Origin of the sequence: Mesorhizobium sp. M0037, from assembly GCF_040323635.1 — a bacterium.
Lineage (GTDB): Bacteria > Pseudomonadota > Alphaproteobacteria > Rhizobiales > Rhizobiaceae > Mesorhizobium.
The window spans coordinates 29,383-55,148 of sequence record NZ_JAMYVB010000028.1 but is presented as its reverse complement, the minus strand read 5'-3'; the positions used below and the strand labels follow the sequence as shown (position 1 = coordinate 55,148).

22 protein-coding genes and 2 pseudogenes are annotated in these 25,766 nt (G+C 61.7%); 21 read left to right on the top strand and 3 right to left on the bottom strand.

Annotation, left to right across the window (positions count from 1 at the left end; translation table 11 throughout):
• Positions 1–17 precede the first annotated feature (17 nt).
• Together chrA and NKJ78_RS28890 are read left to right on the top strand one after the other, a co-directional pair.
• Positions 18–1,433: a chromate efflux transporter gene (chrA, locus tag NKJ78_RS28895; protein ID WP_352460817.1), complete on the top strand. Its 1,416-nt coding sequence runs from the start codon at positions 18–20 to the stop codon at positions 1,431–1,433.
• An 86-nt stretch (positions 1,434–1,519) separates the two neighbouring features.
• A complete protein-coding gene (locus NKJ78_RS28890) occupies positions 1,520–2,557 on the top strand; it encodes a Cj0069 family protein (protein WP_352460818.1) in 1,038 nt (345 codons plus the stop codon).
• A gap of 229 nt (positions 2,558–2,786) precedes the next feature.
• Here NKJ78_RS28890 and NKJ78_RS28885 read toward each other — a convergent pair whose 3' ends face one another.
• The gene (locus NKJ78_RS28885) at positions 2,787–3,380 is read right to left on the bottom strand and encodes a TetR/AcrR family transcriptional regulator (RefSeq protein WP_023725077.1); all 594 of its coding nucleotides are present in this window, start codon (positions 3,378–3,380) and stop codon (positions 2,787–2,789) included.
• Positions 3,381–3,584: 204 nt separating this feature from the next.
• Between NKJ78_RS28885 and NKJ78_RS28880 the strand changes: the two genes are divergently transcribed.
• The 7 genes from NKJ78_RS28880 to NKJ78_RS28850 all read left to right on the top strand — a co-directional run bounded on the left by NKJ78_RS28880 (position 3,585) and on the right by NKJ78_RS28850 (position 9,825).
• Positions 3,585–4,397: a class I SAM-dependent methyltransferase gene (locus NKJ78_RS28880; protein WP_352460819.1), complete on the top strand. Its 813-nt coding sequence runs from the start codon at positions 3,585–3,587 to the stop codon at positions 4,395–4,397.
• A 154-nt stretch (positions 4,398–4,551) separates the two neighbouring features.
• Positions 4,552–5,079, top strand: a complete 528-nt coding sequence (locus NKJ78_RS28875; RefSeq protein WP_352460820.1) for a hypothetical protein — start codon at positions 4,552–4,554, stop codon at positions 5,077–5,079.
• A 66-nt stretch (positions 5,080–5,145) separates the two neighbouring features.
• A complete protein-coding gene (locus NKJ78_RS28870) occupies positions 5,146–5,811 on the top strand; it encodes a DUF1007 family protein (protein WP_502901634.1) in 666 nt (221 codons plus the stop codon).
• Positions 5,812–5,831: 20 nt separating this feature from the next.
• Positions 5,832–6,548, top strand: coding sequence for a HoxN/HupN/NixA family nickel/cobalt transporter (locus NKJ78_RS28865; RefSeq protein WP_352460822.1), 717 nt, complete (start codon positions 5,832–5,834; stop codon positions 6,546–6,548).
• A gap of 480 nt (positions 6,549–7,028) precedes the next feature.
• Positions 7,029–8,372 (top strand): hemolysin family protein, encoded by a 1,344-nt coding sequence (locus NKJ78_RS28860; protein WP_352460823.1) that lies wholly within the window; start codon positions 7,029–7,031, stop codon positions 8,370–8,372.
• Positions 8,373–9,321: 949 nt separating this feature from the next.
• Positions 9,322–9,459, top strand: coding sequence for a YHYH domain-containing protein (locus NKJ78_RS28855; RefSeq protein WP_023669898.1), 138 nt, complete (start codon positions 9,322–9,324; stop codon positions 9,457–9,459).
• Between the two features lie 126 nt (positions 9,460–9,585).
• The gene (locus NKJ78_RS28850) at positions 9,586–9,825 is read left to right on the top strand and encodes a hypothetical protein (RefSeq protein WP_156940430.1); all 240 of its coding nucleotides are present in this window, start codon (positions 9,586–9,588) and stop codon (positions 9,823–9,825) included.
• Between the two features lie 283 nt (positions 9,826–10,108).
• Here the strand turns inward: NKJ78_RS28850 and NKJ78_RS28845 are convergent, their stop codons facing one another.
• Both NKJ78_RS28845 and NKJ78_RS28840 read right to left on the bottom strand, forming a co-directional pair.
• Positions 10,109–10,339 carry a hypothetical protein gene (locus tag NKJ78_RS28845; RefSeq protein WP_352460824.1) on the bottom strand — a complete coding sequence of 77 codons (231 nt, stop codon included), beginning with the start codon at positions 10,337–10,339 and terminating at the stop codon, positions 10,109–10,111.
• A 3-nt stretch (positions 10,340–10,342) separates the two neighbouring features.
• Positions 10,343–10,672 (bottom strand): hypothetical protein, encoded by a 330-nt coding sequence (locus tag NKJ78_RS28840; protein ID WP_352460825.1) that lies wholly within the window; start codon positions 10,670–10,672, stop codon positions 10,343–10,345.
• A gap of 65 nt (positions 10,673–10,737) precedes the next feature.
• Here NKJ78_RS28840 and NKJ78_RS28835 point away from each other — a divergent pair, with 65 nt between their 5' ends.
• From NKJ78_RS28835 to NKJ78_RS28780, 12 genes and pseudogenes are all read left to right on the top strand, one after another.
• Positions 10,738–11,031 (top strand): hypothetical protein, encoded by a 294-nt coding sequence (locus tag NKJ78_RS28835; protein ID WP_023723857.1) that lies wholly within the window; start codon positions 10,738–10,740, stop codon positions 11,029–11,031.
• 361 nt (positions 11,032–11,392) lie between these two features.
• Positions 11,393–12,085 (top strand): SOS response-associated peptidase, encoded by a 693-nt coding sequence (locus NKJ78_RS28830; RefSeq protein WP_352460826.1) that lies wholly within the window; start codon positions 11,393–11,395, stop codon positions 12,083–12,085.
• Between the two features lie 158 nt (positions 12,086–12,243).
• Positions 12,244–12,506, top strand: a pseudogene (locus NKJ78_RS28825) (hypothetical protein).
• Positions 12,507–13,510: 1,004 nt separating this feature from the next.
• The gene (locus NKJ78_RS28820; RefSeq protein WP_352460827.1) at positions 13,511–13,876 is read left to right on the top strand and encodes a hypothetical protein; all 366 of its coding nucleotides are present in this window, start codon (positions 13,511–13,513) and stop codon (positions 13,874–13,876) included.
• Complete coding sequence (locus NKJ78_RS28815) at positions 13,873–14,127, top strand: DUF6117 family protein (protein WP_023723848.1); 255 nt, start codon at positions 13,873–13,875, stop codon at positions 14,125–14,127. The genes NKJ78_RS28820 and NKJ78_RS28815 overlap by 4 nt, the downstream gene beginning before the upstream one ends.
• A 185-nt stretch (positions 14,128–14,312) precedes the next feature.
• A pseudogene (locus tag NKJ78_RS28810) lies at positions 14,313–18,642 on the top strand (strawberry notch-like NTP hydrolase domain-containing protein).
• The gene (locus NKJ78_RS28805; protein ID WP_352460828.1) at positions 18,639–19,676 is read left to right on the top strand and encodes a DUF7146 domain-containing protein; all 1,038 of its coding nucleotides are present in this window, start codon (positions 18,639–18,641) and stop codon (positions 19,674–19,676) included. Before NKJ78_RS28810 ends, NKJ78_RS28805 begins: the two are co-directional and overlap by 4 nt.
• Positions 19,677–20,017: 341 nt before the next feature.
• Positions 20,018–20,938, top strand: coding sequence for a DUF2493 domain-containing protein (locus NKJ78_RS28800; RefSeq protein WP_352460829.1), 921 nt, complete (start codon positions 20,018–20,020; stop codon positions 20,936–20,938).
• A gap of 345 nt (positions 20,939–21,283) precedes the next feature.
• A complete protein-coding gene (locus tag NKJ78_RS28795) occupies positions 21,284–23,023 on the top strand; it encodes an adenylate/guanylate cyclase domain-containing protein (RefSeq protein WP_352460830.1) in 1,740 nt (579 codons plus the stop codon).
• A 908-nt stretch (positions 23,024–23,931) separates the two neighbouring features.
• On the top strand, positions 23,932–24,285 hold the full coding sequence (locus NKJ78_RS28790) for a hypothetical protein (RefSeq protein WP_502901633.1): 354 nt from the start codon (positions 23,932–23,934) through the stop codon (positions 24,283–24,285).
• A gap of 612 nt (positions 24,286–24,897) precedes the next feature.
• Positions 24,898–25,224 (top strand): DUF736 domain-containing protein, encoded by a 327-nt coding sequence (locus NKJ78_RS28785; protein WP_352460831.1) that lies wholly within the window; start codon positions 24,898–24,900, stop codon positions 25,222–25,224.
• 174 nt (positions 25,225–25,398) lie between these two features.
• Positions 25,399–25,659, top strand: coding sequence for a DNA -binding domain-containing protein (locus NKJ78_RS28780; protein WP_352460832.1), 261 nt, complete (start codon positions 25,399–25,401; stop codon positions 25,657–25,659).
• Positions 25,660–25,766: the final 107 nt, after the last annotated feature.

Below are 25,766 nucleotides of genomic sequence, written 5' to 3'. Positions count from 1 at the left end.
CCGCAGGGACTCAAACTATGGCCGATCTGGAGCAGTCCGTCACGACGCCGCCATCTCTGGCCGAAACCCACGACCATGACATTTCGTTTGCGGACGCCATGCGAGTGTGGGCCCGCGTTGCAATGCTTAGCTTCGGCGGCCCGGCCGGCCAGATCGCCATGATGCATCGGATCGTCGTTGAGGAAAAGCGCTGGATCGGCGAGACGAGATTCCTGCATGCGCTCAACTACTGCACGCTGCTGCCCGGTCCGGAGGCGCAGCAATTGGCCATCTATATTGGCTGGCTCATGCACAAGACCAAAGGCGGCCTCGTCGCGGGAATCCTGTTCGTGCTGCCAGGCGCGGTCGCCATCATGGTCCTGAGCTGGATCTACGCCATCTTCGGCAACGTTGGCGCTATCCAGGCGCTCTTCTTCGGCCTGAAGGCGGCGGTTCTGGCCATCGTGCTCGAAGCGGTCCTGCGGATCGGCAGGAGGGCGCTCAGGAACAATGTGATGGTCGGCCTCGCTGCGGCAGCCTTCATCGCCCTGTTCTTCTTCCATGCACCGTTCCCGCTGGTCATCCTGGTTGCGGCCGTGATCGGCTACGTCGGGGGCAAGATGGGTTGGGCCGCATTCCAGCCAGGCAATGGACATGGCAAGCTTGGTGGCAAGCAGGTCGATGATGTCGACTCGGCGCTTGGCGAAGGGATGCCGGCGCATGCCCGGCCATCCATCGAGTGGTCGCTGAAGATTGCGGCGGTGTTTCTGCTGCTATGGTTCGTTCCGGTCCTTTTCTTGTTGCTGTTTCTTGGGCAAGGCAATGTCTTCACCGACATCGCCATCTTCTTTTCCAAGATGGCGGTGGTGACGTTCGGCGGGGCCTATGCGGTGCTTGCCTATGTCGCCCAGCAAGGAGTCGAGCACTATGGCTGGCTGAAGCCTGGAGAAATGCTGGATGGCCTCGGCATGGCCGAAACAACGCCGGGTCCGCTGATCATGGTCACTCAATTCGTTGGTTTCATGGGAGCATTCCGGGAGCCGGGGGTTCTTAACGCGTTGGTCGCTGGAACGCTCGGCGGCCTTCTGACGACGTGGGTGACCTTCGTCCCGTGCTTCCTGTGGATATTTCTCGGCGCGCCGTACATAGAGACGATGCGCAGCAACAAGGCCCTGTCAGCCGCACTGTCGACCATCACGGCAGCGGTGGTTGGAGTGATCCTGAACCTCGCGGTGTGGTTCGCGCTTCATGTCCTGTTTCGCGATTTGCATGAGATCGGCTTGCTGGGCATGAGGCTCGACGTGCCAGTCCTCGGTTCCATCAACATTCCGTCTCTCGTGCTGACCCTCGGTGCGATGCTGGCGGTATTCCGCTTCAAGGTCGGCGTGATCCCGGTGCTAGCGGCATGTTCGATCCTGGGCGTGCTTTTCGGCGTCGCGGCGGGCTCGGTCTAGGGCGATCTTTCTGCTCGGATGCGAGCATCGCAGTCTATTTCGTATCCGGGCTGTCTGATGGGCGAGCAAGTAGGAGACGAGGTATAATGGGCACGAGGCGAGTGGCTGTGGTCTGGCGCGGTGACCGGGAGGCGCGTCGCACGGCGACACCGCAGAACAACCGGTTTCATCGCGTGTTCGAGGAACTCGCTGCGATCGGTGTTCACGCCGAACCGGCCGTTTATGACGAAGAGTTTGCCGAGGAGGTTCGGACCCAGCTCCTGGCGACGGACGGCGTGCTGGTCTGGGTCGATCCCTTGCACGAGGGAAAAACCCGTGCGGTGCTCGACCCGCTGCTGTGCGACGTGGCGGCACGCGGCCCCTGGGTGAGTGCACATCCAGACGTGACCCAGAAAATGGGCGTGAAGGAAGTTCTGCACCGTACGAAGCATCTCGGATGGGGAACCGATACTTACCTCTACGGCTCCGCCGAGGCTTTTCGCGAGGCGTTTCCGGAGCGGCTTCGAACGGCCGGTCCACGGGTGCTGAAGCAGAACCGCGGCAATGGCGGCCAGGGAGTATGGAAGGTCGAGTTGATCGGTTCGCTTCCTGGCGGAGAGCCGGCGGTTCGGGTGCTGCACGCGCGACGCGGCAGTATGCCGGAAGAACTCGCACTGCCGGATTTCATGGGGCGCTGCGAGGTGTATTTGACACCCGATGGCTGCATCGTGGATCAGCCATTCCAACCGCGTTTAGCCGACGGGATGATCCGCTGTTACATGGGCGCCGACAAGGTGGTCGGCTTTGGCCACCAGTTCATCAAGGCCCTAATCCCACCACCTCCTGAAGGGCCAGATTCCGAGGCTGCGCAACCAGGGCCGCGGATAATGCATCCCGCCACGGCCGAACCGTTTCAGGCGCTGCGGACCAATATGGAAACCGGGTGGACGCCGCAAATGATGGCTGTGCTAGGCATCGATGCCAGGTCGCTGCCGATCATTTGGGATGCCGATTTTCTCTACGGACCACGGACTGTGTCAGGTGAAGACACGTATGTGCTTTGTGAGATCAACGTCAGCTCGGTCTTTGCCATCCCCGATCAAGCGCCGGCCGAAATAGCTCGACTCGTTGCCATGCGATTTTGAATCGACGAAGATTGGCGGTCCGAGTGGGGCTCTGGCCGAACGCGGTTCGGCGGTCAGTCCGATGGTCGCCGGACCCCTGCTTGCCGTTTCCGGTTTCGGCTGACCAATTCTGATCGCGGTGGCTTGAACACCATCTACGAAATCCTTTTGCTCACGATGTTTCGCAAGATTCGGCCGCCCGAGGAACGTTAGCCTCAACCGGCGCGAGATCTGGATTTGGAAGCTCTTGCTAGGGTGACCGACCCGGAAGAGCTGAACCCGCCATCCGCTGGAACAGGTCGTCGACCTGGGCCGGCGAGAGGCTGGCGTCCTCGGCGATCCACCAGGCAAGCACCGAGAGAAAGGCTCCCGATATGAACTGGACGACGAATTCCAGCGGCACGCCCGCGTCGCCGATCCGCTTGCCAGACAGTTCGGTTCGCACTGCGCGCCGTATGCGTTCACGCAATTGATCGTGGATCGTGTCGCCGCTGCTCGCAAGTAGCGCCTTGTGAAGCGACCGGAACGCCCGCGCGTGCTCGAACATCGGCAGGCTGAATTCGAACGGGCGGTTGCCTGTCTTTTCGTCTGCCGACACGCGCCTGCTCAGCGACAGCAGATGCGCCTCAAGGGCCGCGCTGCGCAATTCGTCCTTGCCGGCATAGTGCGTATAGAAGGTCGACCTGCCGACATCAGCTTTCTGGCAGATGTCTTCCACGGTGAGAGCCGCATAGCCGCACTCTGGGATCAGGGCAATCAGCGCGTCCTGCAGCATGGCGCGCGTGCGCGCGACACGACGGTCGATCGTACCCCTGTCGTCGGGCCGCTCGATTTTAATGGTCATTGCTCTTTCCACCGTGCGGTTTCGGACGTTCAGCGGTCCGTTGTCCAGCAACAGCGCTACTGGACAATCTGTCCAGTATGATACGCCGAGTCCAGAAGCTCAAGAATGCCTTGAGCACTCCGGAAACGGACGAGGAGGCAAAAGGAAATGCACCAATTTGGTCATCGGGCTGGAAACGGACAGCATTCGCGAAAGGGCGTTATTATGCTTGCCGTGCTCGTCAAACTGTCGCTGGTCGCCGGTTTTCTGCTAATGCTTCATTTCGGGGACGGCTATCTCAATGCCGGTGCTCGGACGGCTGCAGTCCACGGCCTCATCCTCGCTGCGGTCGCGGCATTCGCACTCTGGGGCGGCTTCCATCACATGCGGACTGCCGGCGCGCATGGCGCCGGCGAAAGGGGCATCGGCATCGTCCTGCATAGGGCGGTCGGCTATGACCTGCTTGCGCGCGTCCTGACTTTGGGCCGCGAGGACCGGTTCCGTGAATTCATGCTGCGTCTGGCAAGGCTCCAGCCCGGCGAGGCGATGCTCGATGTCGCCTGCGGTACGGGCACGCTTGCCATAGCCGCGAGACGGTTGGTCGGAGCGGTCGGACGCGTCACGGGCGTCGACGCATCGGTCGAAATGGTCGAGAGGGCGCGCGTCAAGGCTACGCGAGCCGGCGTTGATCTGACCTTCGTCCAGGCGACGGCCCAGGAACTTCCCTTCGAGGATGGCCAATTCGACATCGTGATCGGTACGCTCATGCTGCATCACCTGCCGAAACCCGACCGATCGACCTTCTTCCGTGAAGCGGAGCGGGTTCTGAAGCCGGGAGGCCGACTGCTGCTGATCGACTTCGGAAGGCCGCTGCACGAATCCAGATTGCCGAGGCTCCATCGGCACGGGCATATCGACATGAATGCGGTCGGAACTCTACTGGTCGAGACAGGCTTCAGGGTCGACGATACTGGCGCCGTCGGGACCATGAACCTCGATTATGTGCGCGCGACCACGGACAAGATCCTGCCTGCCTGAGCGCGGCATGCCGCGGCGACCGGACCGGGCGCGCCGCCGCCAGGAAGACGCGCGGGCCGGTAGTCGCGGGCCGCGCTGCATTGCGTGCGTAGCCGCCGCGGCGCTATCTTGCCGATTGGCTATCCCGGCCTGCTTCGATACGCGAGTCTACCGAATGCCCAAGACCTACTTGTCCTTGACGCTTGCGGCCGCATGGTTGGCATCACCGCTTGCGCATGCCGATGGCGTCGACCGGGCGCTGGATGCCTTCCACGCGACATGCCTGGCGCACGGCCCCGACTTCGAGCGAACCGCGACATTGGCAAAGACGCGCGGATGGACGCCGCTCGTCGACGGCGCGGCACTTGCTCCTGTGGATGCCATGAAGGCGTTCCGCGGATGGCAGGTCACCGGCGACGACTTTCCGGCCGGAACGATGGTCGCGGTGACCAGGGCGACCATGGACGGCAGGTCCGTCCAGACCTGCTCGCTCAAGCTTTTCGATGTCGACCGCGCCGAGTTTGAAAAACGGTTCTTCCACCGCACCGACGCCGAAAAAATCGGCGAGGAGAGGAAGGGCAGGCAGGTTTCCCGGCTGTTCATACTGATCGCGGGCAATCGCAAGCAGCTCGTGCATTTGACGTCGCCAGCCGTTCGGGGCACAGCGAACGCCATCATCGCAAGTTCGATCGTCGATGATTGAAAAGGATTCGCGGGCCGCGTCCCAATTTAGCCTGCTTGCGCTGCCAGATCAGTCGGTTGGCGCGCAATGACGAGAAAGCGAGCGCAAATGCGACTGACCAGCACGATTTTTGGCGTGGCGTTCCTGCTCGCCTCCACCGTCGCGGCCGGCGCTCATCCTCATGTCTTCGCGGAAGCCCGTTTGGACCTAACGGTTGGCGCTGACAAGTCGGTCAAGTCGCTCAAGCATCTCTGGCGGTTCGACGAGCTCTTCTCCTCGACGGTGCTGATGGAGTTCGATAAGAATTCCGACCTTACTCTCGACGCCGAAGAACTCGACGCCGCCGCCCTCACCATCCATGCCTCACTGGAAGAATACAATTATTTCCAAATGGTCACTGTGGAAGGCAAGGACGTAGCGATGACGCCGCCGGCGAGGCTGGTCACTAGCTACGAGAACAATCAACTCGTCATCCAATTCGAGACGCAGCCGAAAGACACGTTGGCGCTCGCCGGCAAGGTGAGCATCGGCGTCTACGATCCGACCTTCTACACCGCGATCGATTTCACCGATGACGATAAGATCGCCGTGGCTGGCCTACCGAAAGATTGCACGAGGGCCGTCGTCCGCCCCGATCCGAATACCGCAATCGCACAGAATCAGACGAAATTGACGGATGCCTTCTTCAGCGATCCGACCGGAACCGATCTCGGCAAGATATTCGCGACACGCCTTGAATTGACGTGCGGTTGAAGCGGCGGAACGGATAGAACGTGTTTTTCCAAACCCTGGTCGAGTTTCAACGCACGATATACTTGGCGCTCGCCGAACAGATCAAATTGCTGTCAGCCGGGGGCGACTGGCTGGCGTTCACTGCCTTCCTGCCGATGGGTGTCCTGTTCGGAGCTGCGCATGCTTTGACACCCGGACACAGCAAAGCCGTGCTGGCTACCTATTTGGCCGGATCGGATGCCAGCATCCGTCGCGGCCTACTGGTGTCGCTGACACTCTCCTTCACCCATGTCACGATTGCCGTTGTGATTGCAGCCCTCTCGTTGCCATTGGTCTCGATTGCGCTGGGCAGCGTCGGCCGGGCGCCACTTTTGGAGGATGTCAGTCGTGGCCTGCTCGGGTTAATCGGTCTGTGGATGCTTTGGCGGGCGCTCAGCCACGGTCATCACCATCAGCATGAAGGCGAGGCTGTGGGCGTCATGGCCGGCCTGATCCCATGTCCATTGACGCTCTTCGCGATGACCTTCGCGATCTCAAGAGGTGTTCCGGTCGCGGGCATACTCTTTGCAATCACCATGATGGCCGGCGTGGCACTGACGTTGTCTTGCGTGGCAGTTCTGTCGATCCTGTTTCGGAAACGGCTGGTGCATTTCTTCGACCGTCGGCCGCGCCTGTTCGATGTGATATCGCGAACTATCGAAGGTACCGCCGGCCTTATTCTTACTGGCGTGGCTGTCTGGCAAATCTCGTCGAAATGAGAAAGTTTGACCGACCGCCAAGGCCACAGCGATTCTCATAGGGATCACATTGCAATTAACGACGTCGTGCCATTAAGTGCCGGCACGCGTGGTTCGGGTTTGGGTTTAGAACATTGAGCGACCGTCAGAAGATAATTTGGATGATAGCGCTGGCGATCCTCGCCGGCATCGCGGTGATATTGCTAAATCACTGGATCAAAGGCGATCTCTACGCGGCGGGTCCATTGACTTCGACTACCCAGACGCCACATTTAGTTCGGCCGGCATGACCGGTTCTTTTTCTATCCGATCTCTGGCCCGCCGGTTCGCGCCGGCGGATTTTTTGCGGGGGTAGGATACTCAGCGCGGATTTGGCTATCTTGCTCCTGATTGTCAGAGGCGGAGCTGCGGTGATCGCTGCGCAATGATGGCCAACGGCGGTTCTACGACGGCGGCATACGCGCTTAGAGATGAGAGTGGCTGTTTCATAAAGAGGATATCATGCCTGCGGACGATGGTAGTCTACGCGACATTCTTGGAATTCTGTTGGTTCTCCTACTCGTAGGCGCCAACGGTTTCTTTGTCGCCGCCGAATTTGCGCTGGTCGCGGTTAGACGAAGCCGCGTCGACGAATTGGCTACAGCTGGACGCTCGAACGCCAGCCTGCTTCAACGGGCTTTGGTGAATCTGGATGCGAACCTTGCAGCAACTCAGCTCGGCATCACCATCTCATCGCTGGCGCTCGGTTGGGTCGGCGAGCCTGCACTCGCTCATCTGATCGAGCCACTCCTCTTGGGAGTGATGGGGTCGCTGGCCACGGCAGCTTCGCACACCATTGCCGTCGCAATCGCCTTCATCATCATTACCGCGCTACACATTGTCCTGGGTGAACTAGCGCCGAAAAGTCTGGCGCTCCAGCGCAGCGAGAGCACGGCACTTCGGGTCGTACGCCCTCTCGGTCTGTTCCTGTTCCTGCTCAGGCCGGCGATCCTTGTTCTCAACGGTCTCGGCAATCTGGTGCTGCGTCTGTGCGGTCTGCGTCCGGGCACAGGCGAGGAGTCCTTGCATTCGCCCGAAGAGCTGAAGCTGCTCGTGGCGGCAAGCCAGGAGGCAGGGCTCCTTCATCAGACGCAACAGGAACTGGTCGAGCGTGTCTTCAACATCGGCGATCGGCGCATTGCCGACATCATGACACCGCGACGCGATATCGACTGGATCGATACCGACGACATCCCTGACGAGATTCTGCGCACCATCCGGCAATGTCGCCATGAGCAGCTTCTGGTCGGCCGTGGGGGGATAGACGAACCGCTTGGCATGCTTCTGAAGAAGGACCTTCTCGACCAGGTGCTCGACGGCAAAACGCTTGACCCGATGGCGGTCATCCGAGAACCTTTGATCGTTCACGAGGCAACGCCGATTTTCCGTGTACTCGATCAGTTCAAGCGGACGCCGGTGCGCCTGGCGATCGTCATCGACGAATATGGCGCTCTGGAGGGGATCGTCACCCAGACCGATCTGCTCGAAGCCATCGCAGGCGACCTTCCTGACCTGGACAATGAGGACCCTGATGTCATCGAGCGCGATGACGGGTCCTTGCTCATCGACGGAATGATGCTGGCGCACGATGCGTTCGCTCGCCTAGGATTCCGATCGGGGTCGGCCGAAGGGGATTTTCACACGATCGCTGGGTTCGCCTTGTCCCGCCTTGGGCATTTGCCGGAAGCCGGTGAGCACTTTGACTACGAGGGCTGGCGCTTCGAGATCCTCGATATGGATGGAAGGCGGATCGACAAGCTGCTCGCTCGCCGTGAGCCGCCTACATCCAAGCCGGCAACCAGTTGAGACTGACCGCGCGACAGGCCGGTAAGCCGGCCGGCCTTTTGCGCGCGAATATTTCCACTTTCGAACCCACGCTCCCACAGTAGTCCCTATCCACAAACGCCCGTCAGTTCGCCCAGGACGCGTCTCCGCTGGAGTCACAGAGGCTGGTGAGCGCCGTCGCGTCGCGCTATGTGATCAATGGAACCGACAGTTGAGGGTCTAAATGGACGTCAAGAGCGCCGTCTGGCTGATTATTGGGGTCCTGGTGGTGCTAGTGGTGGCCTTTCTCACCGCAATGGCATTCGGGCTGCTATGAGTCAGCCAGGCTGATCGACACTCGCCACAGGCCGTTGTGGCGCCGGGGCGCTGGCACCCCCATTACCACAGCGACTGCGCGACGGAGGGACATGTCGGTTGCGTGTCGACGAACGACCACAGATGCGGCATGCGGCAATTTTTTGCGGCGAAGAATGATTTTTGAATCGTGTACAGCAGTCATGGCCAAGACCAATCCCAAATCCCCTGATTTTCCGCCGCCGCGCCGTTGACCCGCTTTGAGAAAGCCGAGTTCGCGAAGCTTTGCGATCCGAAAGGCCGTCGCAAATCAACTTGCGCCGACAGATGCCTCGCTGGTCTGTGATCTGGTAACGGCGAGGTCGCGCTCATCGCCATGCGAGCCCTGTTCAAGCGCGCTGTGGCCGGTTGCAGCGACTCCGAATTTCTTTCGACGAAACGACATCTGCTGTCGATCACCAGCGGCATTGACCGGACAACGGCGGTGCCACGCAAAAGATGGCCGCGCAATTGGGTGTCTAAGCCCGTCGCTCGCCATTTCATCGGCTGATCATGATGCGCGGGAGCAATATTGGATATTAAAGATTGGCACTTAACCAGTAGGTGATTTGCAATCAGCCAGTTGTGCTAACTCCACGATAGTGCTCTTCTGTCCGAATTATCTTGGGAGGGCGATATGAAATCTACAATTCTTGCCGCCATGGCGGCTTTGACCATGTTGGCATTTTCGGTGGATACCTTCGCACACGGCGGCGGCACCGATGCCAATGGGTGCCATACCAACCACAAGACTGGCGAGTATCACTGCCACTGATATCAGGACCAAATTGCGTGATTTGGGTTCGTGCGAGTAGGCATATTCGCGGCGCCTAGATAGCAGCGTTGCTCACCATGGGGGGCGCAGATGAGAATTCGAAGGCTGCTCCACTTGGGCACATTGATGCTTGCGGCGGCATCAGCTACGCCATGTCATGCGCAGGGGACTTTCGGAGGAAATGACTGCACCGAAGATTGTTCCGGGCATAAAGCTGGCTACGACTGGGCTGAGCAAAATCAGATTTCCAACAACAGCGACTGCAGCTCAAACAGCCAATCATTTAATGAGGGCTGCCAAACCTTCGTCGAAGACCCGTCTCGCGGTTCGGACGAAGACGATGAAGGCGAAGAGATAGACGACTGAGATACAGCGCTGATTCGGATAAGGATCCAGCCGGTGGCCTCCCGTCGTGTAGGCGCGGTCGCTTTTGGTGTGGCATCTTTCATCGGCTGCGCTCATGCCGAAGACGCGTGCGACCCAAACTACGCGGGAGCCTGCGTTCCAATCGCCAGCGACGTCGATTGCTCCTCCGGAAAGAGCAATGGTCCGCCTATGTACGCGGCCCGGTCACTGTTGGCGGCACGGATATCTATGATCTGGACCGCGACGGCGACTGGGATCGGCTACGAAAACGGCTAGAGCCACGCTACGGCTTGGACGGCCCTGTCCCGTTCCACTGGATGAACGCCACTTCCTTCCCGGTGACTTCCCGCACGGCTTTCAACAGCACCTCATGCAGGACGCGCGTCTGCCGGTAGTGGTCGCAATGGGGCGATATAATCGGCTTGATGATACTTAAGTGCAGTACCTCCGCTGCCGTCACAAAGCGCTCAATTTCAGCCTGTGATAATTGCTGCGAACCTTTCGACCTGGCCATGTCCTATCCTCGAAATCTCTCTGTGTGCCAGACGACCTTGCCGTCGATCTTCATCGGCTTGTGGATCATCAAGCGCTTCGGCAGATGCTCGGGATGCACCTCCAGCAAGGTAATTTTGATCTGTGGCTTGCAGCGGTTGCAGTCGAAGTTCAGCTTCTGAGGATCGACGCCTCCGCCATAGACCATCATCAGGTCGGCCGACCGGCAGTAGCGGACGTTGCCGCAACTGCACTCTGCCTTCGAAAGCATGTTGTGCCGGGTCGCCTTTCCCGGCGTGTCGATCGGGTCGTGCGCCATAACGCCTAAAAGAGGAACATATTCCTCATCAGTCAAGATCATCTTGACTCTGTCGTTCTCATTTTGTTCACTGTCGGCACGATAGCCACAGGACGCGAGCCATGCAGCTCAGTTTAGAGATCAAGGGCGCTCTGCCTGAAGAAAAACAGCGAGGGATCGAAGCCGCAAAAGCTGTCTTTGCCGCAGCTGGGATATCGCCTGAGCAGGCGGCCGATGGAATGTTCGCGTTAGAAGGCTGGGATGACACCAGCTTTTCGGCCGACGAAGAGCCTAATGATGATGACGACAACGCGGCGAGCGTTTGGATGGATGCGAACAAGGCGGCAATTGCTGCATGCTGCGCCGATTGGCCTGTGGACGCAGTCCGGAAAACCACCTTTTCTTACAACTGGTAGAGTGACACCAGCCGCCGGAAGCCGTGGCCGCAGCGAAGGAGAGAAACTAATGATTGAAGTGCTTTAAACCGCCCAGAAACGGCAAGACGAGCTGATTGCCAATATTATGCGCGACCGCCCGGAAATCGAGAAGGAGGTCAAGAAGGCATGCAAGGTCTTAAACAAGCTTACTCCGGACGGTGCCCTATATGCGAGTAACTGGATTATTGCCGATCTAATCGTCAGCCTCATGCCTAGCGAGGAAGAGGCAAGGGAGTTGTCCCGCATCGTGCAAGGCCAGATCCAACGCGAATTCACCGCATACGCAAACTTGGCGCGCGGGACTGTGAATTAGCGGGGTTTGCGAAATCAGGGGCAAGTAATGTGCGGTCGCTTCACCAGATACCTGTCATGGTCTGAAATCCACCGGCTCTACCGACTGACGGCGCCGGCAGAAACCGGCCGCAATGACGAGCCACACTACAACATTGCGCCGACCCAGGATGTCCCGTTCGTAACAGCCGGCGAAGACGGCAATCACAAGCTCCGCGAAGGGCGCTGGTGGCTGGTCCCCTTCTGGGCAAAGGAGATGCCGAAGGCGGCGATGTTCAATGCGAGAATTGAGGGCATCGAAACAGCTCCGGCCTTTCGCGACGCCTTCAAATCGAAGCGCTGCCTAATCCCGGCGGATGGCTTCTACGAATGGACCATTTCACCAGCCGACGGCAAGAAGGACCCTTGGCATATCTACCAGCCAGGCCACGCGCCTTTCTCGTTCGCCGGCCTTTGGGCTTACAATTCCAATCTCGACATCACCAGCTGCACCATCATCACAGAGCCTGCCGCAGACCCGATGAAGCAGTTGCACGATCGACAGCCTCTCATTCTCGACCAGGCATACTATGACGCCTGGCTGGACCCGGCGACGCCCAAGGACAGCCTTAAGGACATTCTCAGCCACGACATCGGCGGCCAGTTGCAGTTCAACCGCGTCGGGCGTGAGGTGAACACCAGCGCCGTCAACAAGTTGCCCAACGACTATCCCGGCCTCGTTGGGCCGATCAACCCCCTATGAGCGACGAACCGAGCCGGCTTGCCGAAGGCATGACAGCGCCCCCGCGCGATCGGCGACGCGTCGACAATCATGCGTGCGTTGCTAAGCCGCGTCAGCCTTCGCACTGGTTCTGTTTCGGACATAGGAGCGAAGGCGAGCAATTTCTTTAGGAGGTTTAAATGTCGGACAACGTTCTGCCCACTCAGGCCAAGCCGAAGCTGATTGTGGTCGTTGCATTTGATCGAGGCGAGGACGGCGAGCTATTCACCGCTTACGGCCCGACTGATCAGCAAAGCGAGGAGCGCGCGGTCCGCACGGCCAAGGCTCTGTCATCGAGCCATGTTGGTGTCATAGCCTGGAGCCGTGATGCAGACCCGGCGCTGGCGACTATGGGCCGCCCACGACGCTATTCGTCAGCGGCGACGTTCCGGACATGCAATAGCCAGACGTCAAACGGGTCGGGTCGGCCCAAGGCCTTATGGTGCGTGTGTTGCCTGGTTTGCCGACCTTGCGAGACTCGGCCGGGCCAGCATCGCCCCGCCAGTGGTTGATGCTGCCCCACATGTGCCTCATCTCACACGCCCGCTGCACTACCTCCACTTCGTCGCCGACCTGCTGCACCTCAATGGCCATGACGTGCGCGACTCTTCAGACCAACTCGCCGCTGTATCGGCCAATCCTATCATCGCCGATCAGCGGCGACACTGTCGAGAAAAGCAAATGCGCGCGAACGATGCCGGTCGCATCCATATCCTGAATGCAAACGATGACCGCCGCGGACGGGGACAGTCGGTCCCGCGTCCCGTCCTGCGGCCGGCGCTATGCTGACGCTCCTACGGCTGTCCTGTTAACCGCCCGCGGCGGGGGCGAATTTCCTCCGTCCCGCGCGCGACAATGTCCGCATTCGCGGACGCGCGCAGGACTGCGGCTTATACGCCGTTCTTCCTTTGAGCGCCGACGATCGCCGGCGCGGGTGCTTGGGCATGGAACCGAATCCCAGGCAGGGTATTGAATCGGACCATGGACCCGTGATCCGCATGTCGGCTGTAGATGGCACCATCAGCATCAGCAAAAGGCGCACACGCGGCAGAGACTCAGAATCTATCCCTACATATCCGCTGCCGCCATTTCGGTCCTTCCAGCTCTGCACATTGACTGACCACATACCGGTGGGCGGGGATTGGCTCTTCGAGATGAAGTTCGATGGCTATCGTGCCCAAGTCGCCATCTCCGGCTTCACCGCTGACGAAATCGGCGCCGACGTCGTCGAGGGGCGGGCGGCGGCGTAACCGCGAAACATCACACCTGCAAGCATGGACATCAACCTCGACCCGCCACGGCCGGGGCTCGGAGACGAACGCCGGGCCGCCCGTTTTTTAGGAGCAAATGCCGCAATTCACCATCGAGACGACGTACCACCTGCCAGTGCTCCGGCATTCAACCTAATTGGCTGAGACACCCGACGTCGCGTGCCGATTTGCCATCGAGGACACTGACTGGTCGGGTCAGCGGGAGGATTGCGAGTCCTCGGGCGAAACCCATGTCACCGGCATATGGGAGGGTGCCGGTGCCGCGTATCGTGGACAGGCCATTCCGGTTCATGCACATTTTGGGGAAGCGGTCCAGCGCAAGGCCGCACAATTCGAACTCATGCTGGACTTGCTCAAGATCATTGTCGGCGATGCTAAGGCCCGCCGACCGACGCCGCCGGGGTGGCTCGGCAAGGTCGAATGGGCGATCGCGCGCGGCGAAGCGATCCTCGCGGACGCCCGCGATCCAGTTGAACCCGGAGATGCGAAGGACTTGCCATGAGCATTCCCGACCATGCCCGCAGCAACTTCCAGACGCTGCTTCGTGCCGCCAGCGACGGCAACCTCGCGTTGATGGAATGCGCCGACGCGGCGACCGGGCAGCGGCGTTATGTAATCTGCGCGGTCGGGCGGGAGGGCGCGGACTACGTGTTCACGCCGTTCGGTCATCTTGCCGACGGCAATCCCTATGATGCCTACCTGCCGCCCGATCCGGACGACGCCAAAGGTTACCTACAGAAAGCCGGAGCCTGACGGCGGAATATGATCGAGATCGGTTGATACCGGCAAGCGCTCCACCTCATGGCGGGGCGCTTGTTTCATTTTGGCTTCGGCGGGGACCTGAGAGGGAGAGGCGGGGCCGGGATGGGTTTGAAACCGTGCGGTCCAGAGAGAGCGCCGCGCGTCGGTCCTGTCCCCGCTCTCCCGAGGTTCACACCATGTACATGATCTCGCCCGCTGCGGCGGTTCCAACCGCCGCGCCGCTCCCGCTCGCCCAAACCCGTGCAGCCGGCGCTATCTTCGCCGCCGCCGGCCAGCTGCTTCCCTCGTCTCGAACGCGGCGAGTGCATCGACGCGCCAAAGCTGCGGTCGGCGATGGAAGCCGCATTCGGCGCCTCCGACGCCGCCGGCGCCTGGGACTGGAAGCAGGCCTACGATGCCTGCGAGGCTGCGACGGTCCTTTTCCTGCGCAAGTACGGAAAGGCGTTGTTCCGCAAAGCCGCGTCGCCGGCTCTCCGGCTTGGCGCATTGTCGAAGATCGCCGGGCTCATGCCGACGCATAGCCGCCGATCCGAAGAGGCGCAGATTTTCCAGCAGTTCTCGACGCCGATTCCGCTCGGCCTGGTCGCGGCAACGGCCGCCGCCATCACGCCCGCCGACCGTGTGCTGGAGCCTTCCGCCGGCACCGGGCTGCTCGCCATCCTGGCCGAGATAGCCGGCGCCTCGCTCATCCTCAACCAGCTTGCCGAGACGCGCGCGGCACTTCTCTCCTCCCTCTTTCCGGCCGTTCCAGTCACCCGCTTCGACGCCGCCCAGATCGACGACCATCTCGAAGTCAGCGCCGTACCAAGCGTGGTGCTCATGAACCCGCCCTTTTCAGTCATGGCCAATGTCGAGGGCCGCGTGGCCGACGCGGCCTGGCGGCACATCGCCTCGGCGCTGGCGCGCCTTGCGCCCGGCGGGCGGCTAGTGACGATCACCGGTGCGAACTTCGCGCCCGACCATCCGACCTGGACCGCCGCCTTCACTCGCCTGCAGGAGCGTGGTCGCGTGGTCTTCTCCGCCGCCATCGATGGCTCGGTCTATGCCAAGCACGGCACGACCTTCCCGACGCGCCTCACCGTCATCGACAAGCTGCCAGCGGACAATCCCACCGTCTTCGCGGATGCTCCCGGCATCGCCCCGGATGCCGCGACGCTCCTCGCGTGGATTGAGGAGCGCCTTCCCGCGCGGCCGCCGGTCGTGATGGCCGCCGTTTCCAGCGCGGCATCGGCGGTCGCCGCGCCCCGCACCGTGCACAGCCATCTCACACGCGCGGCGAGTACCACGCCACGTATGTCGATCGCCGAACCGGAAGCCATCGACCTCGCCTATAAGGCTGTCGACTGGCAGGCTGCCGAGGGGGCCCCGATCAGCGACGCCATCTATGAGGCCTACGGGCTGCAGGCGATCCGCATTCCTGGCTCTCGGGCTCACCCCACCCAGCTCGTTCAATCGGCGGCCATGGCCTCGGTGGCGCCACCCAAGCCAAGCTACCGGCCGCGCCTGCCGAAGAACGTCCTTGACCTGCTCTCGGATGCGCAGCTCGAGACCGTCATCTATGCCGGCGAGGCTCACGCCGAGTATCTCGCCTGCGCCTGGACGCTCGACGATACCTTTGACGTGGTTAGCGTAGCGGCCGATGACACCGCGGGTGCCGTGCGCTTCCGGCAAGGCTTCATGATCGGCGACGGCACTGGGGTGGGCAAAGGCCGGGAATCCGCCGCCGTAATCCTAGACAATTGGATGCAGGGCCGTCGTAAGGCGGTCTGGATCTCCAAGTCTGACAAGCTCGTCGAGGATGCGCGGCGCGACTGGTCCGCGCTCGGCATGGAGCGCTTGCTGGTCACCCCGCTCTCCCGCTTTCCGCAGGGCAGGCGGGTCACGCTGGCGGAAGGCGTCCTATTCACCACCTATGCCACGCTACGCTCCGACGATCGCGGCGAGAAGGTTTCGCGGGTCAAACAAATCGTCGAATGGTTGGGTCCGGATTTCGATGGGGTCATCATTTTCGACGAGGCGCACGCCATGCAAAACGCCAGTGGCGGCAAGGGCGAACGCGGCGACGCCGCTCCCTCCCATCAAGGCCGTGCCGGCCTGAGGCTACAGCACGCCCTGCCGAATGCCCGCATCGTCTATGTGTCGGCCACCGGCGCCACCACCGTTCACAACCTCGCCTATGCCCAGCGGCTAGGCCTCTGGGGCGGCGAGCATTTTCCATTCTCGACGCGGGCCGAATTCGTCGAGGCGATCGAGGCCGGTGGCGTCGCGGCGATGGAAGTGCTGGCGCGCGACCTCAGGGCGCTCGGTCTCTATACGGCGCGCTCGCTCTCTTTCAACGGCGTCGAATACGAACTGCTCGAGCATGAGCTGACGCCCGAACAGGTCCGCATCTATGACGCCTACGCTGGGGCCTTCGGTGTCATCCACAACAATCTCGATGCTGCGATGCAGGCGGCCAACATCACCGGCAGCACCGGCACGCTCAATGCCCAGGCCAAGTCGGCCGCGCGCAGCGCCTTTGAAAGCGCCAAGCAGCGCTTCTTCGGCCATTTGTTGACCAGCATGAAGACACCGACCCTGATCAAATCCATCACCGGCGATCTGCAGGAGGGCCATGCGGCCGTTGTCCAGATCGTCTCGACGGGTGAGGCGCTCATGGAGCGGCGGCTGGCCGAGCTGCCGACTGAGGAATGGAACGACGTCCGAGTCGACATCACGCCGCGCGAATATGTCCTTGACTACCTGGCCCATTCCTTCCCGGTGCAGCTCTACGAGCCATTCACCGACAGCGAGGGCAATCTGTCGTCGCGCCCGGTCTACCGCGATGGCCAGCCTGTCGAGAGCCGCGAGGCGGTCGCCCGGCGAGACGAGCTGATCGCCAAACTCGCCAGCTTGACGCCTGTCCCAGGCGCGCTCGACCAGATCGTCCAGCATTTCGGGGTGGACATCGTGGCCGAGGTCACCGGTCGCTCGCGCCGCATTGTCCGCAAAGCCGAGCGCCTTGTCGTTGAAAACCGTGCCGGGTCAGCCAACCTCGCCGAGACGCAGGCCTTCATGGATGACCAGAAGCGCGTTCTGGTTTTTTCGGACGCAGGCGGAACGGGGAGGAGCTACCACGCCGAACTCTCAGCCCGGAACACGCGGCTGCGTGTGCATTATCTGCTCGAGACCGGCTGGAAGGCCGACACCGCCATCCAGGGCCTCGGCCGCACGCATCGCACCAATCAGGCGCAGCCGCCGCTCTTCCGGCCGATCTCGACCAATGTGAGGGCGGAAAAGCGCTTCCTCTCCACCATCGCGCGGAGGCTCGATACGCTGGGCGCAATCACGCGCGGCCAGCGCCAGACCGGCGGCCAGGGCCTGTTCCGGCCAGAGGACAATCTGGAAAGCCACTATGCCCGCGATGCGCTACGGCAACTCTATCTGCTGATCGTACGCGGCAAGGTCGATGGGTGCACACTCCAGCGTTTCGAGGCGGCGACCGGTCTCAAGCTGATGGACAACAACGGCATCAAGGACGAGTTGCCGCCGATCACCACCTTCCTCAATCGCCTGTTGGCGCTGACCATCGAAGTGCAGGGCGTGCTGTTCGGCGCCTTCGAGCAGCTTCTGGCCGCTCGGATCGATGGCGCCATCGCCTCGGGCACCTATGACACCGGGCTGGAGACCCTGCGGGCCGAGAGCTTCGTCATCACCGACCGGCAGGTGATCTACACCCATCCGCGCACCGGCGCCGAAACCCGCCTGCTCACCATCACCGAACGCAAGCGCAATCGGCCCATCACGCTCAATGCGGCGCTCGATCATCTCCGCGATCCGCGTGCCTTACTGCTCATTAACGAGCAATCGGGCCGCGCCGCCGTGCAGATCCCGACCCCGAGCGTCATGCTCGACGATGGCGAGGTGGAGCGCCGTGTCCGCTTGATCCGGCCGATGGAAGGCCAGAACATGCCGCTCAAGGCTATGGGTGAAACACGCTGGGTCCAGGCCGACCGCGAGGCGTTCACAACTGCTTGGACCGCCGAAATCGCCGGGGTGCCGGAGTTTTCGGACTCGGTCTTGCACATGGTCACCGGCCTGCTGCTTCCAATCTGGAAGCGCCTGCCCAACGAGTCGACCCGCGTTTATCGACTTCAGACCGACGAGGGCGAGCGCCTCATCGGCCGCCGCGTCTCGCCGGCATGGGCCGCCAACGCCTCTGCGACGAACGTGGTCGCGCTGTCGCCGGAACAGTCGTTTGCGGCTCTGATGGACGGGCGGACGATCCTCGATCTCGCCGAGGATCTCCAGCTTCGCCGCAGGCGCGTCATGGGCGCATGGCGCATCGAATTGTCCGGCTTCACCGACACGATGCGCGAGCGCCTCACCGCCTACGGTCTCTTCCACGAGATCATTTCGTGGAAGCTCAGGATGTTCGTGCCGATCGACGCCAACGGGCTCGCCGTGCTGGAGCGCGTGCTCGACCGCTTCCCAATCGAGGGGGTCAGTGAGCGGGAGGCTGCATGATTCCGCGTCACGCTGCATCCAACCTCGCACACCGCCTCGGCGAACATGCCGAGGCGGTGTGCCGCCACTACCTCTCCAATGGCCGTCGCCAGGGCAACTATTGGACCGTCGGCGACGTCCGCAATGCGCCGGGCCGGTCGATGTTCGTGCGTCTGCGGCCATCCGCGAAGGGACCGCCAGGCAAATGGACCGACGCCGCTACCGGCGAGCATGGCGACCTGCTCGATGTCATCCGCGAATCCCTCGGACTGGTCAACTTCCGGGACGTCGCCGACGAGGCGCGCGTGTTTCTCGCGATGCCAGATGCCATGCCACCCCGACCGGCCGAGCCGATCACGCAGGTCCCCGTTGGATCTCCAGAAGCGGCTCGCCGACTGGTCGCCATGTCGAAGCCCATTATAGGCACCCTCTTGGAAACGTATTTGCGTGGACGCGGCATTACGACTTTGTACGGCACCGGATCGCTGCGGTTCCATCCGCGCTGCTACTACCGGCACGACGATCAAGGACCGACCGAGACCTTGCCGGCAATGATCGCCGCTGTCACCGATCTGGATGGACATCTGACCGGCGCGCACCGCACCTGGCTCGCACCGGAGGGCACCGGCAAGGCACCCGTCGACACGCCGCGTCGGGCAATGGGTGACCTTCTGGGTCATGCCGTCCGCTTCGGCGCACCCGGCAGCGTCATGGCGGCAGGCGAGGGCATCGAGACGACGCTGTCGCTCAGATGCGCCTTGCCCGACATGGCGATGGCTGCGGCCCTCTCGGCAGCCCATCTTGCCGCCATCCTGTTCCCTCCGAACCTGCGGCGGCTGTATGTCATCCGCGACAACGATCCGGCCGGTGACGGTGCCCGAGACAGCCTGCTCGAGCGCGCGACGGACGCCGGAATCGAGGCAATCGTGCTGTCGCCGGAGACAGAGGACTTCAACGAAGATCTCCGCCATTTCGGACTGGCCGCTTTCCGCGCCTCGATTGCGGACCAACTCATGCGCCGGGATCGCCTGCGCTATCTGACACGGGTAGCATGAGCCGGGAGGGAGAGCGTGTGGCGCACGGTGTAGCCGCACCGCATGGCTGGGAGCCCGCCGGCAGAGAACCGCGACCCGGCCTTCAAGAGGGCGATCGGGCCCACAAACTGGCCGGCCAGGCAATGGCGGCCGCCGACTATTTTCCGGCGGCGCGCGACTGCTCGCGAATGGCAGCGATTGGGCGCGACGCCTTTCCATCGCGAGGCAAAATAGTCGGCCGCCGCCATCCTGCGCTGCGCTCCGGCCCTCCGCATCGCTGCGGGTGTCGGACCGTCCCGCCCGTGGGCTCTCGTCGCCATGAAGGCCGCGAGGGTCGCGGTCAAACCGACGGGAGCATCCCCATGAGAGAGCACGACGACACTGAACCGCACCACGCCGCTTCTGCGACCGATCACATCCTCACCGAACTCCAGCTCTATGGCTGGCGACCATTTGCGGACGAGCCCGATCCGCGACCGCTCCCCGGTGGCGACCAAGTGGCCGGAGCCGTGGCCGACATCTTTGACGCCCTCATCGTCACCCTGGCTGACACGCGCCTCGAACCCGACCTCGATGACTTGCTCTGGTCCCTCACCAATGTCTTCCACCGAGCTGTACAACGGATCGAGCGGCAACTGGACGACAACGAGCAGGCCCAGCGCTGTCTGCAGCGCGAACAGGATGGCAGCGAGATCAAGGCGGTTGAACTCGAGACACTCACCGCCCAGGGCCAGACCATGATCGAACGGCGGGGAGCCTTCGAGCTCATGCGTGACCAGGCCGCCGAACACTACGATCAGTACACCGGCTCTGCCTGGCGACCGCGCACGGGGTCGATGGTAAACCACCACCATCTCACCGCCGCAATGATCGATAGCCGCGACTTCCTCGCGGCCAGGCGGCGCGCGGAAACCGAGGTCATGTTGCCGGCCGGCCCCAAGATCGCCTTCTCCGGCGGCGATACCGCCGATCACGAGATGATCTGGGCAAAGCTCGACCAAATCCGCGCCAAGCACCCCGACATGGTGCTGATGCACGGCGGATCACGCAAAGGCGCTGAAAAGATCGCCGCCCGCTGGGCCGATCATCGCAAGGTGCCGCAGGTCGCCTTCAAGCCCGACTGGAGCAGACACGCCAAGGCCGCTCCCTTTAAGCGCAACGACCAGATGTTGGCGGTCATGCCGATCGGCGTCATCATCTTTCCCGGCACCGGCATTCAGGAGAACCTCGCCGACAAGGCCCGCAAGCTCGGCATCCCGGTCTATCGATTAGGCGGCTCGTGAGCGCCCCCTTTGACCCTAGATCTTAGTCCAGGTTGGTCACCGCTATTCCACAATCTCACCGATGTGGAGGTATGTCTTTCACGACGCGAACGGCGGCTTCGCGCCTCATCTTGGTCATTCGGAGCCATTTCGCTGTTGCCCGATAGCGTACACCCAAGATTAGAGCCCGCGCGACTGGCGATCAGTGGTTGGAGCACGGGGACGCTGTATGCGATCCGGCTGCGCGAACACGACTGATGAAGAGCCTCCAGTGCCGAAACCGAGATGCAAACTGAAAGCGCGTTCGCTCGCAAGGCAGTATTCGTGTAAGGATTTGGTACTAGCTCCCTCTCTCGGAAAGGGTCCATGGAACGTCGCCTCGCCGCCCTGCTAATGGCTGACGTCGTCGGTTACAGCAGGCTCATGGAAGAAGATGAATCTGGGACGCTTGCTGCATTGACAGAACGGCGCGCTTCTATTCTCGCGCCGACCGTCATCGCTCATGGCGGGCGTGTCGTGAAACTTATGGGCGATGGAATGCTGATCGAGTTCGGCAGTGCCATAAACGCCGTTGCAGCGGCAGTAGACGTGCAGCGAAAAATGGCGGCCGCGAATGCATTGGCGTCGGAGAAACAACGCATCGATTTGCGGATCGGCATCAATCTTGGTGACGTGATTGGCCAGGGAACTGACGTCTTTGGCGAAGGTGTCAACATAGCTGCGCGGCTAGAGGCCTTAGCCGACCCCGGCGGTATCTGCGTTTCCGGCAAAATTCACGACGAGGTGCGCAATAAGGTCGCCTTTCAATTCGAGGACATGGGCGAGCAGAAACTGAAGAACATCTCGACGCCCGTACGAGCCTTCCGCTTAATGGACGCGGATCCTCTACAGTCATCACCTGCGCAGCAACCGCGAACGCTTCGATCGTCGCACACGCCCCCCTCGCTCGCAGTTCTTCCGTTCACAAACATGAGCAGCGATCTCGAACAGCGATATTTCAGTGATGGGCTTACTGAAGACATCATTACAGAATTGGCGCGGTTCCGTGACCTGCATGTGATCGCACGCAACTCGTCCTTCCGTTATCGGGGAGGTGACATCGACATAGTCCGGGTCGGCCGAGAACTTGGCGTGCAGTACATTCTTGAGGGTAGTGTCCGCCGGCTGGGTGACCGCATACGGATTACCGCTCAGCTTGTTGAAACAAGCTCCGGCAATCATCTCTGGGCTGAGCGTTTTGATCGAAATCAGGACGAAATCTTCGCTGTGCAGGACCAAGTCATAAGGACCATAGTCGGGACGCTGATTGGCCGGCTCAAAGCCGTTGGCGTCGAGCGGGCACTTCGAAAACCGCCAGCGAGTTTAGAGGCTTATGAATGTGTTCTTCGCGCAGATGCACTGCCATTCGACAATTTGGAAACCGAGACAGAGGCCGTAAAGCTCTATGAACGAGCCATAGAACTCGACCCACACTACGGCCGAGCATACGGACTTCTCGCAAACCTGTATTTGAACCGTTGGTCGCGGGACTTAGAGGGTGATGATGAAAAGCTCTCTGAAGCTTTTGAACTGAGCAGGACGGCCGTGGCCCTCGATCCGACTGATCCCATCTGCCAGTTGGCTTTGGGGTGGGCACATCTGTATCGCCAGTCTTTCGATTTGTCGGGACATCACTTCCGAAAGGCGCACGAACTAGCCCCAAATAAGCCCGTTGCCTTGACCGGCCTTGGGTTCTTGCACCACGCGCTAGGGAAGCCGGCAGAAGCGATTGGTTTCTTCATTGAAGCACGAGTGGTGGATCCGTACTTTGAACCGACATGGTATTGGCCACAGCTCGGATGTTTTTACTTCTCCGATCATCAGTTCGACGAAGCCATCGCAAATCTCAGCAGATCACCCCAAATGCCATATTGGGTGGAAGCCTATCGATCTGCGTGCTACGCCCTTATGGGCAAACCTGAACTCGCCCGAGAGTGCGCATCAAATGTGCTACGCAAAGCCCCAAATTTTTCATCCATTCGGTTTGTCGCCAAAGAAGGTTTCCAGAGCCAGACTGACGAGCAGCTTTTACTCGAAGGACTCTCCAAGGCTGGATTACCGGAGTAGCTGCTCTGTTCCCGGGCGGATTTATGACGTCGCAGCTGTCGGGCCAACTCCCGCCCTTAGGCAGACATCCGTATCATTGGCCCTATTCGACTGGCTTGGCCGGAAGGATGGCAACGTCGGCCTTTGTGCCAGTCATGCGGAGAGTGGACTTTCCGCTTCCGGCCCAACTCCGGTCGTTCGAAAACCGGCGGTGGATGACCATCCCGGCGCAATGCGGACGGCTTTCCACCGAACGGGGGAAATCAATCCGCGACACGCTTCGAGCCGAGGTGCACCGTTCGTGCGCGAGGAATGGCGCGGGCGGCTTCGAGAGATCGTCCGTCACTTCCAGGAGCACAGCACCACCCCTGCGATACGACGCTGATCCTTGGTTCAGCCGACGGCCTGACGCCATCAACCCGCAAGGGGTCGGACTACGCGAAGCGTGCCGCCGCTGCGGCTTCGCCTTCGCGGTGATTGCGGCCATCGGCCGAACGCATCGGGCGCCTGTCAGCGGGGGAGGGTCCTCCGCTTCAAACAGGAGCCGGATCGATGTCCCTCGCCGACGCGCATGCCTTTGCCTTCAGCCTCGCCGCCACCCTCATGGTCGCCATCGTCATCTTTCGTGCCGGCGACGGCACTCTCGGTCGTGCCCGCGAACGAGTATGACGGCGACGACACCGCCATCGTCGGCGAAATCGACCCGTTTGCGCCATGACGGAGCGTAATCGCGCCAAGAACACCGGCGGGTTTCGCCCGCCCTTTTCGCTTGCTATGCTGTGAACTGCGCGAGGTGGTGGTGGAAGGCGCAATCGCCAGAGCTATTCTCTCGGAGACACCACCATGATCATCCTCGGCATGTTCGTTTGTATGGCGGCCATCGGCATCCTGTGGTGGTTGCTCTTCACGCTTGCTATCTAGCCCTTCCGTTGTTCGTCGGCGTCAGCGCAGCCATGTGGGGATTCAACACCGGCGCCGGCTGGCTTGGCGCGATCCTCGTCGGTAGCCTCGCAGCCGGGTCGACGCTCGGCGTTGGCCAAATCCTCCTCGGCGTTATTAGCCCCATGTGGGCAAAGCTGGCGCTCGTGCTGGTCTTCGTCGCTCTCGCGATCGCTGCCGGCTACCATGCCACCCATGGGATCGCGAAGCACATGATGCCTTCGGAAACCTGGCAGATCGTCTTTTCCGTCATTGGCGCGACCGCCGTCGGCGTCACGGCATATCTGCGGGTCGCAAACATGAGGGCCGCCGACCAATCCGGCAGGGACGTGGTTCGAGCCTAGACCCGCGCGGGCGACGCGGGCGGACCAGACCGACGAAGGCCTAGCCACCTCATTATCGGTGGTTGGAGCAATCGGGTTCCATGCCAGGATCGAGCAACGGCCATGTGCCGGCGCGGCCCCGTCTGTGGACTTGGACTTTCTTCGGTCGATGCCCATGGCAGACCGACCAGTCGGTAGCAGGACGGCAGCGCGCGCAGTGGCGGGGCGTCGCAGGTGCGCGGAATCTGTGCCTGGAATGCATGGGCGATGCCGGTGAAGCCTGTAGCGAAGTGCAGGAGGCGCGTTGTATGCCAACGTCTCCGTTGCCAATCTGTCCCAAGAGCGCTCCAAACGGCCTCTTCAATGGGCTGATCTGGCCGAAGGACGGCTGAAGCCTCGACCGCCTGAGCCGCAACGGCGCGTCTCGACTTTCTTCCCCTGCCGGCGCCCACCCCATGCGGCAAGCGCATTGGGACCCCGAGCGCCGCCATTCCTCGCGAGACAAGAAAGCCGTTCCTGCGCCGTCCTCCGCATTGCTCCGGTCGCAAGCGATGCGTCGTCGGTCGCCTCCGGCCATGTGATCGCCATCGAGGCCGCATGGTGCGGGCTCGGGAACAGAAAATGGAGACTACAATGGCTACCATCGGCACCTTCAAGAAGTCCGCCTCCAACGAATTCACCGGTGAAATTGTCACCCTCAGCGTCCAGGCCAAGAACGTGCGCATCGTCCCAGACACCCGCGCCACTGGCGAGAACGCTCCCAGCCACCGGGTGCTGGTCGGCCGCGCCGAGATCGGCGCCGCCTGGTCGAAGACCTCCAACGAGGGCCGCGACTACATGGGCCTCAAGCTCGACGATCCGAGCTTCAACGCCCCGATCTACGCCAACCTCTTCGACGACGAGGAAGGTGAGGGCTTCTCGCTCATCTGGTCCCGCCCGAACGCGCGGCGGGGCGACTGAGGACCCGCCCAGGCCCCGGCCGGAAGGCTGGGGCCTTCTTCCGCGGACGGTCCGGTTCGGTTCACCCAAGCCGAGAGCGATGCCGAAACCGCATCGCCCGATGTTTATCAGCTATCCTCCGTCGGCGCTGTTGTTTCTATAAAATGCTTTCACTCTGTGAAGACGAGGCAAGCGATGATCGAGCCGTTTGACGAAACCGCGCCGACCAGTGACGAACTCACCGAATACGATCGGGAACACATCAAGCTCTATATGCGCCTGCTTGACGCCGCCGACGACGGCGCGGACTGGCGCGAGGTGGTCGAAATTCTCTTCGGCATTGATCTGACGAAGGAGCCGCAACGCGCCCGGCGCATCCATGACAGCCATCTGGCGCGAGCGCGGTGGATGGCGCGTGCAGGCTACCGTCATCTCTTGCGTCGACCCGGCAACTAGCACCACAGCGCCTGCGGTTCCCCGGTGATGCCGGAGCGGCATCACCCGATGCCCGGCGAGGGGCTTCCGCCAATCGCTACAACCCGGAATCTCTTGGAGGCGGGGTC

Excerpts from the sequence above, each read along its gene's own strand:
- NKJ78_RS28805 (WP_352460828.1), top strand. The coding sequence starts at position 18,639 with ATGATTCCGCGTCACGCTGCATCCAACCTCGCACACCGCCTCGGCGAA.
- NKJ78_RS28795 (WP_352460830.1), top strand. The coding sequence starts at position 21,284 with ATGGAACGTCGCCTCGCCGCCCTGCTAATGGCTGACGTCGTCGGTTAC.
- NKJ78_RS28780 (WP_352460832.1), top strand. The coding sequence starts at position 25,399 with ATGATCGAGCCGTTTGACGAAACCGCGCCGACCAGTGACGAACTCACC.
- NKJ78_RS28830 (WP_352460826.1), top strand. The coding sequence starts at position 11,393 with ATGTGCGGTCGCTTCACCAGATACCTGTCATGGTCTGAAATCCACCGG.
- NKJ78_RS28800 (WP_352460829.1), top strand. The coding sequence starts at position 20,018 with ATGAGAGAGCACGACGACACTGAACCGCACCACGCCGCTTCTGCGACC.
- NKJ78_RS28885 (WP_023725077.1), bottom strand. The coding sequence starts at position 3,380 with ATGACCATTAAAATCGAGCGGCCCGACGACAGGGGTACGATCGACCGT.
- NKJ78_RS28850 (WP_156940430.1), top strand. The coding sequence starts at position 9,586 with ATGCTTGCGGCGGCATCAGCTACGCCATGTCATGCGCAGGGGACTTTC.
- NKJ78_RS28855 (WP_023669898.1), top strand. The coding sequence starts at position 9,322 with ATGAAATCTACAATTCTTGCCGCCATGGCGGCTTTGACCATGTTGGCA.
- NKJ78_RS28870 (WP_502901634.1), top strand. The coding sequence starts at position 5,146 with ATGACGAGAAAGCGAGCGCAAATGCGACTGACCAGCACGATTTTTGGC.
- NKJ78_RS28835 (WP_023723857.1), top strand. The coding sequence starts at position 10,738 with ATGCAGCTCAGTTTAGAGATCAAGGGCGCTCTGCCTGAAGAAAAACAG.
- NKJ78_RS28815 (WP_023723848.1), top strand. The coding sequence starts at position 13,873 with ATGAGCATTCCCGACCATGCCCGCAGCAACTTCCAGACGCTGCTTCGT.
- NKJ78_RS28845 (WP_352460824.1), bottom strand. The coding sequence starts at position 10,339 with ATGGCCAGGTCGAAAGGTTCGCAGCAATTATCACAGGCTGAAATTGAG.
- chrA (WP_352460817.1), top strand. The coding sequence starts at position 18 with ATGGCCGATCTGGAGCAGTCCGTCACGACGCCGCCATCTCTGGCCGAA.
- NKJ78_RS28785 (WP_352460831.1), top strand. The coding sequence starts at position 24,898 with ATGGCTACCATCGGCACCTTCAAGAAGTCCGCCTCCAACGAATTCACC.
- NKJ78_RS28890 (WP_352460818.1), top strand. The coding sequence starts at position 1,520 with ATGGGCACGAGGCGAGTGGCTGTGGTCTGGCGCGGTGACCGGGAGGCG.
- NKJ78_RS28875 (WP_352460820.1), top strand. The coding sequence starts at position 4,552 with ATGCCCAAGACCTACTTGTCCTTGACGCTTGCGGCCGCATGGTTGGCA.
- NKJ78_RS28880 (WP_352460819.1), top strand. The coding sequence starts at position 3,585 with ATGCTTGCCGTGCTCGTCAAACTGTCGCTGGTCGCCGGTTTTCTGCTA.
- NKJ78_RS28860 (WP_352460823.1), top strand. The coding sequence starts at position 7,029 with ATGCCTGCGGACGATGGTAGTCTACGCGACATTCTTGGAATTCTGTTG.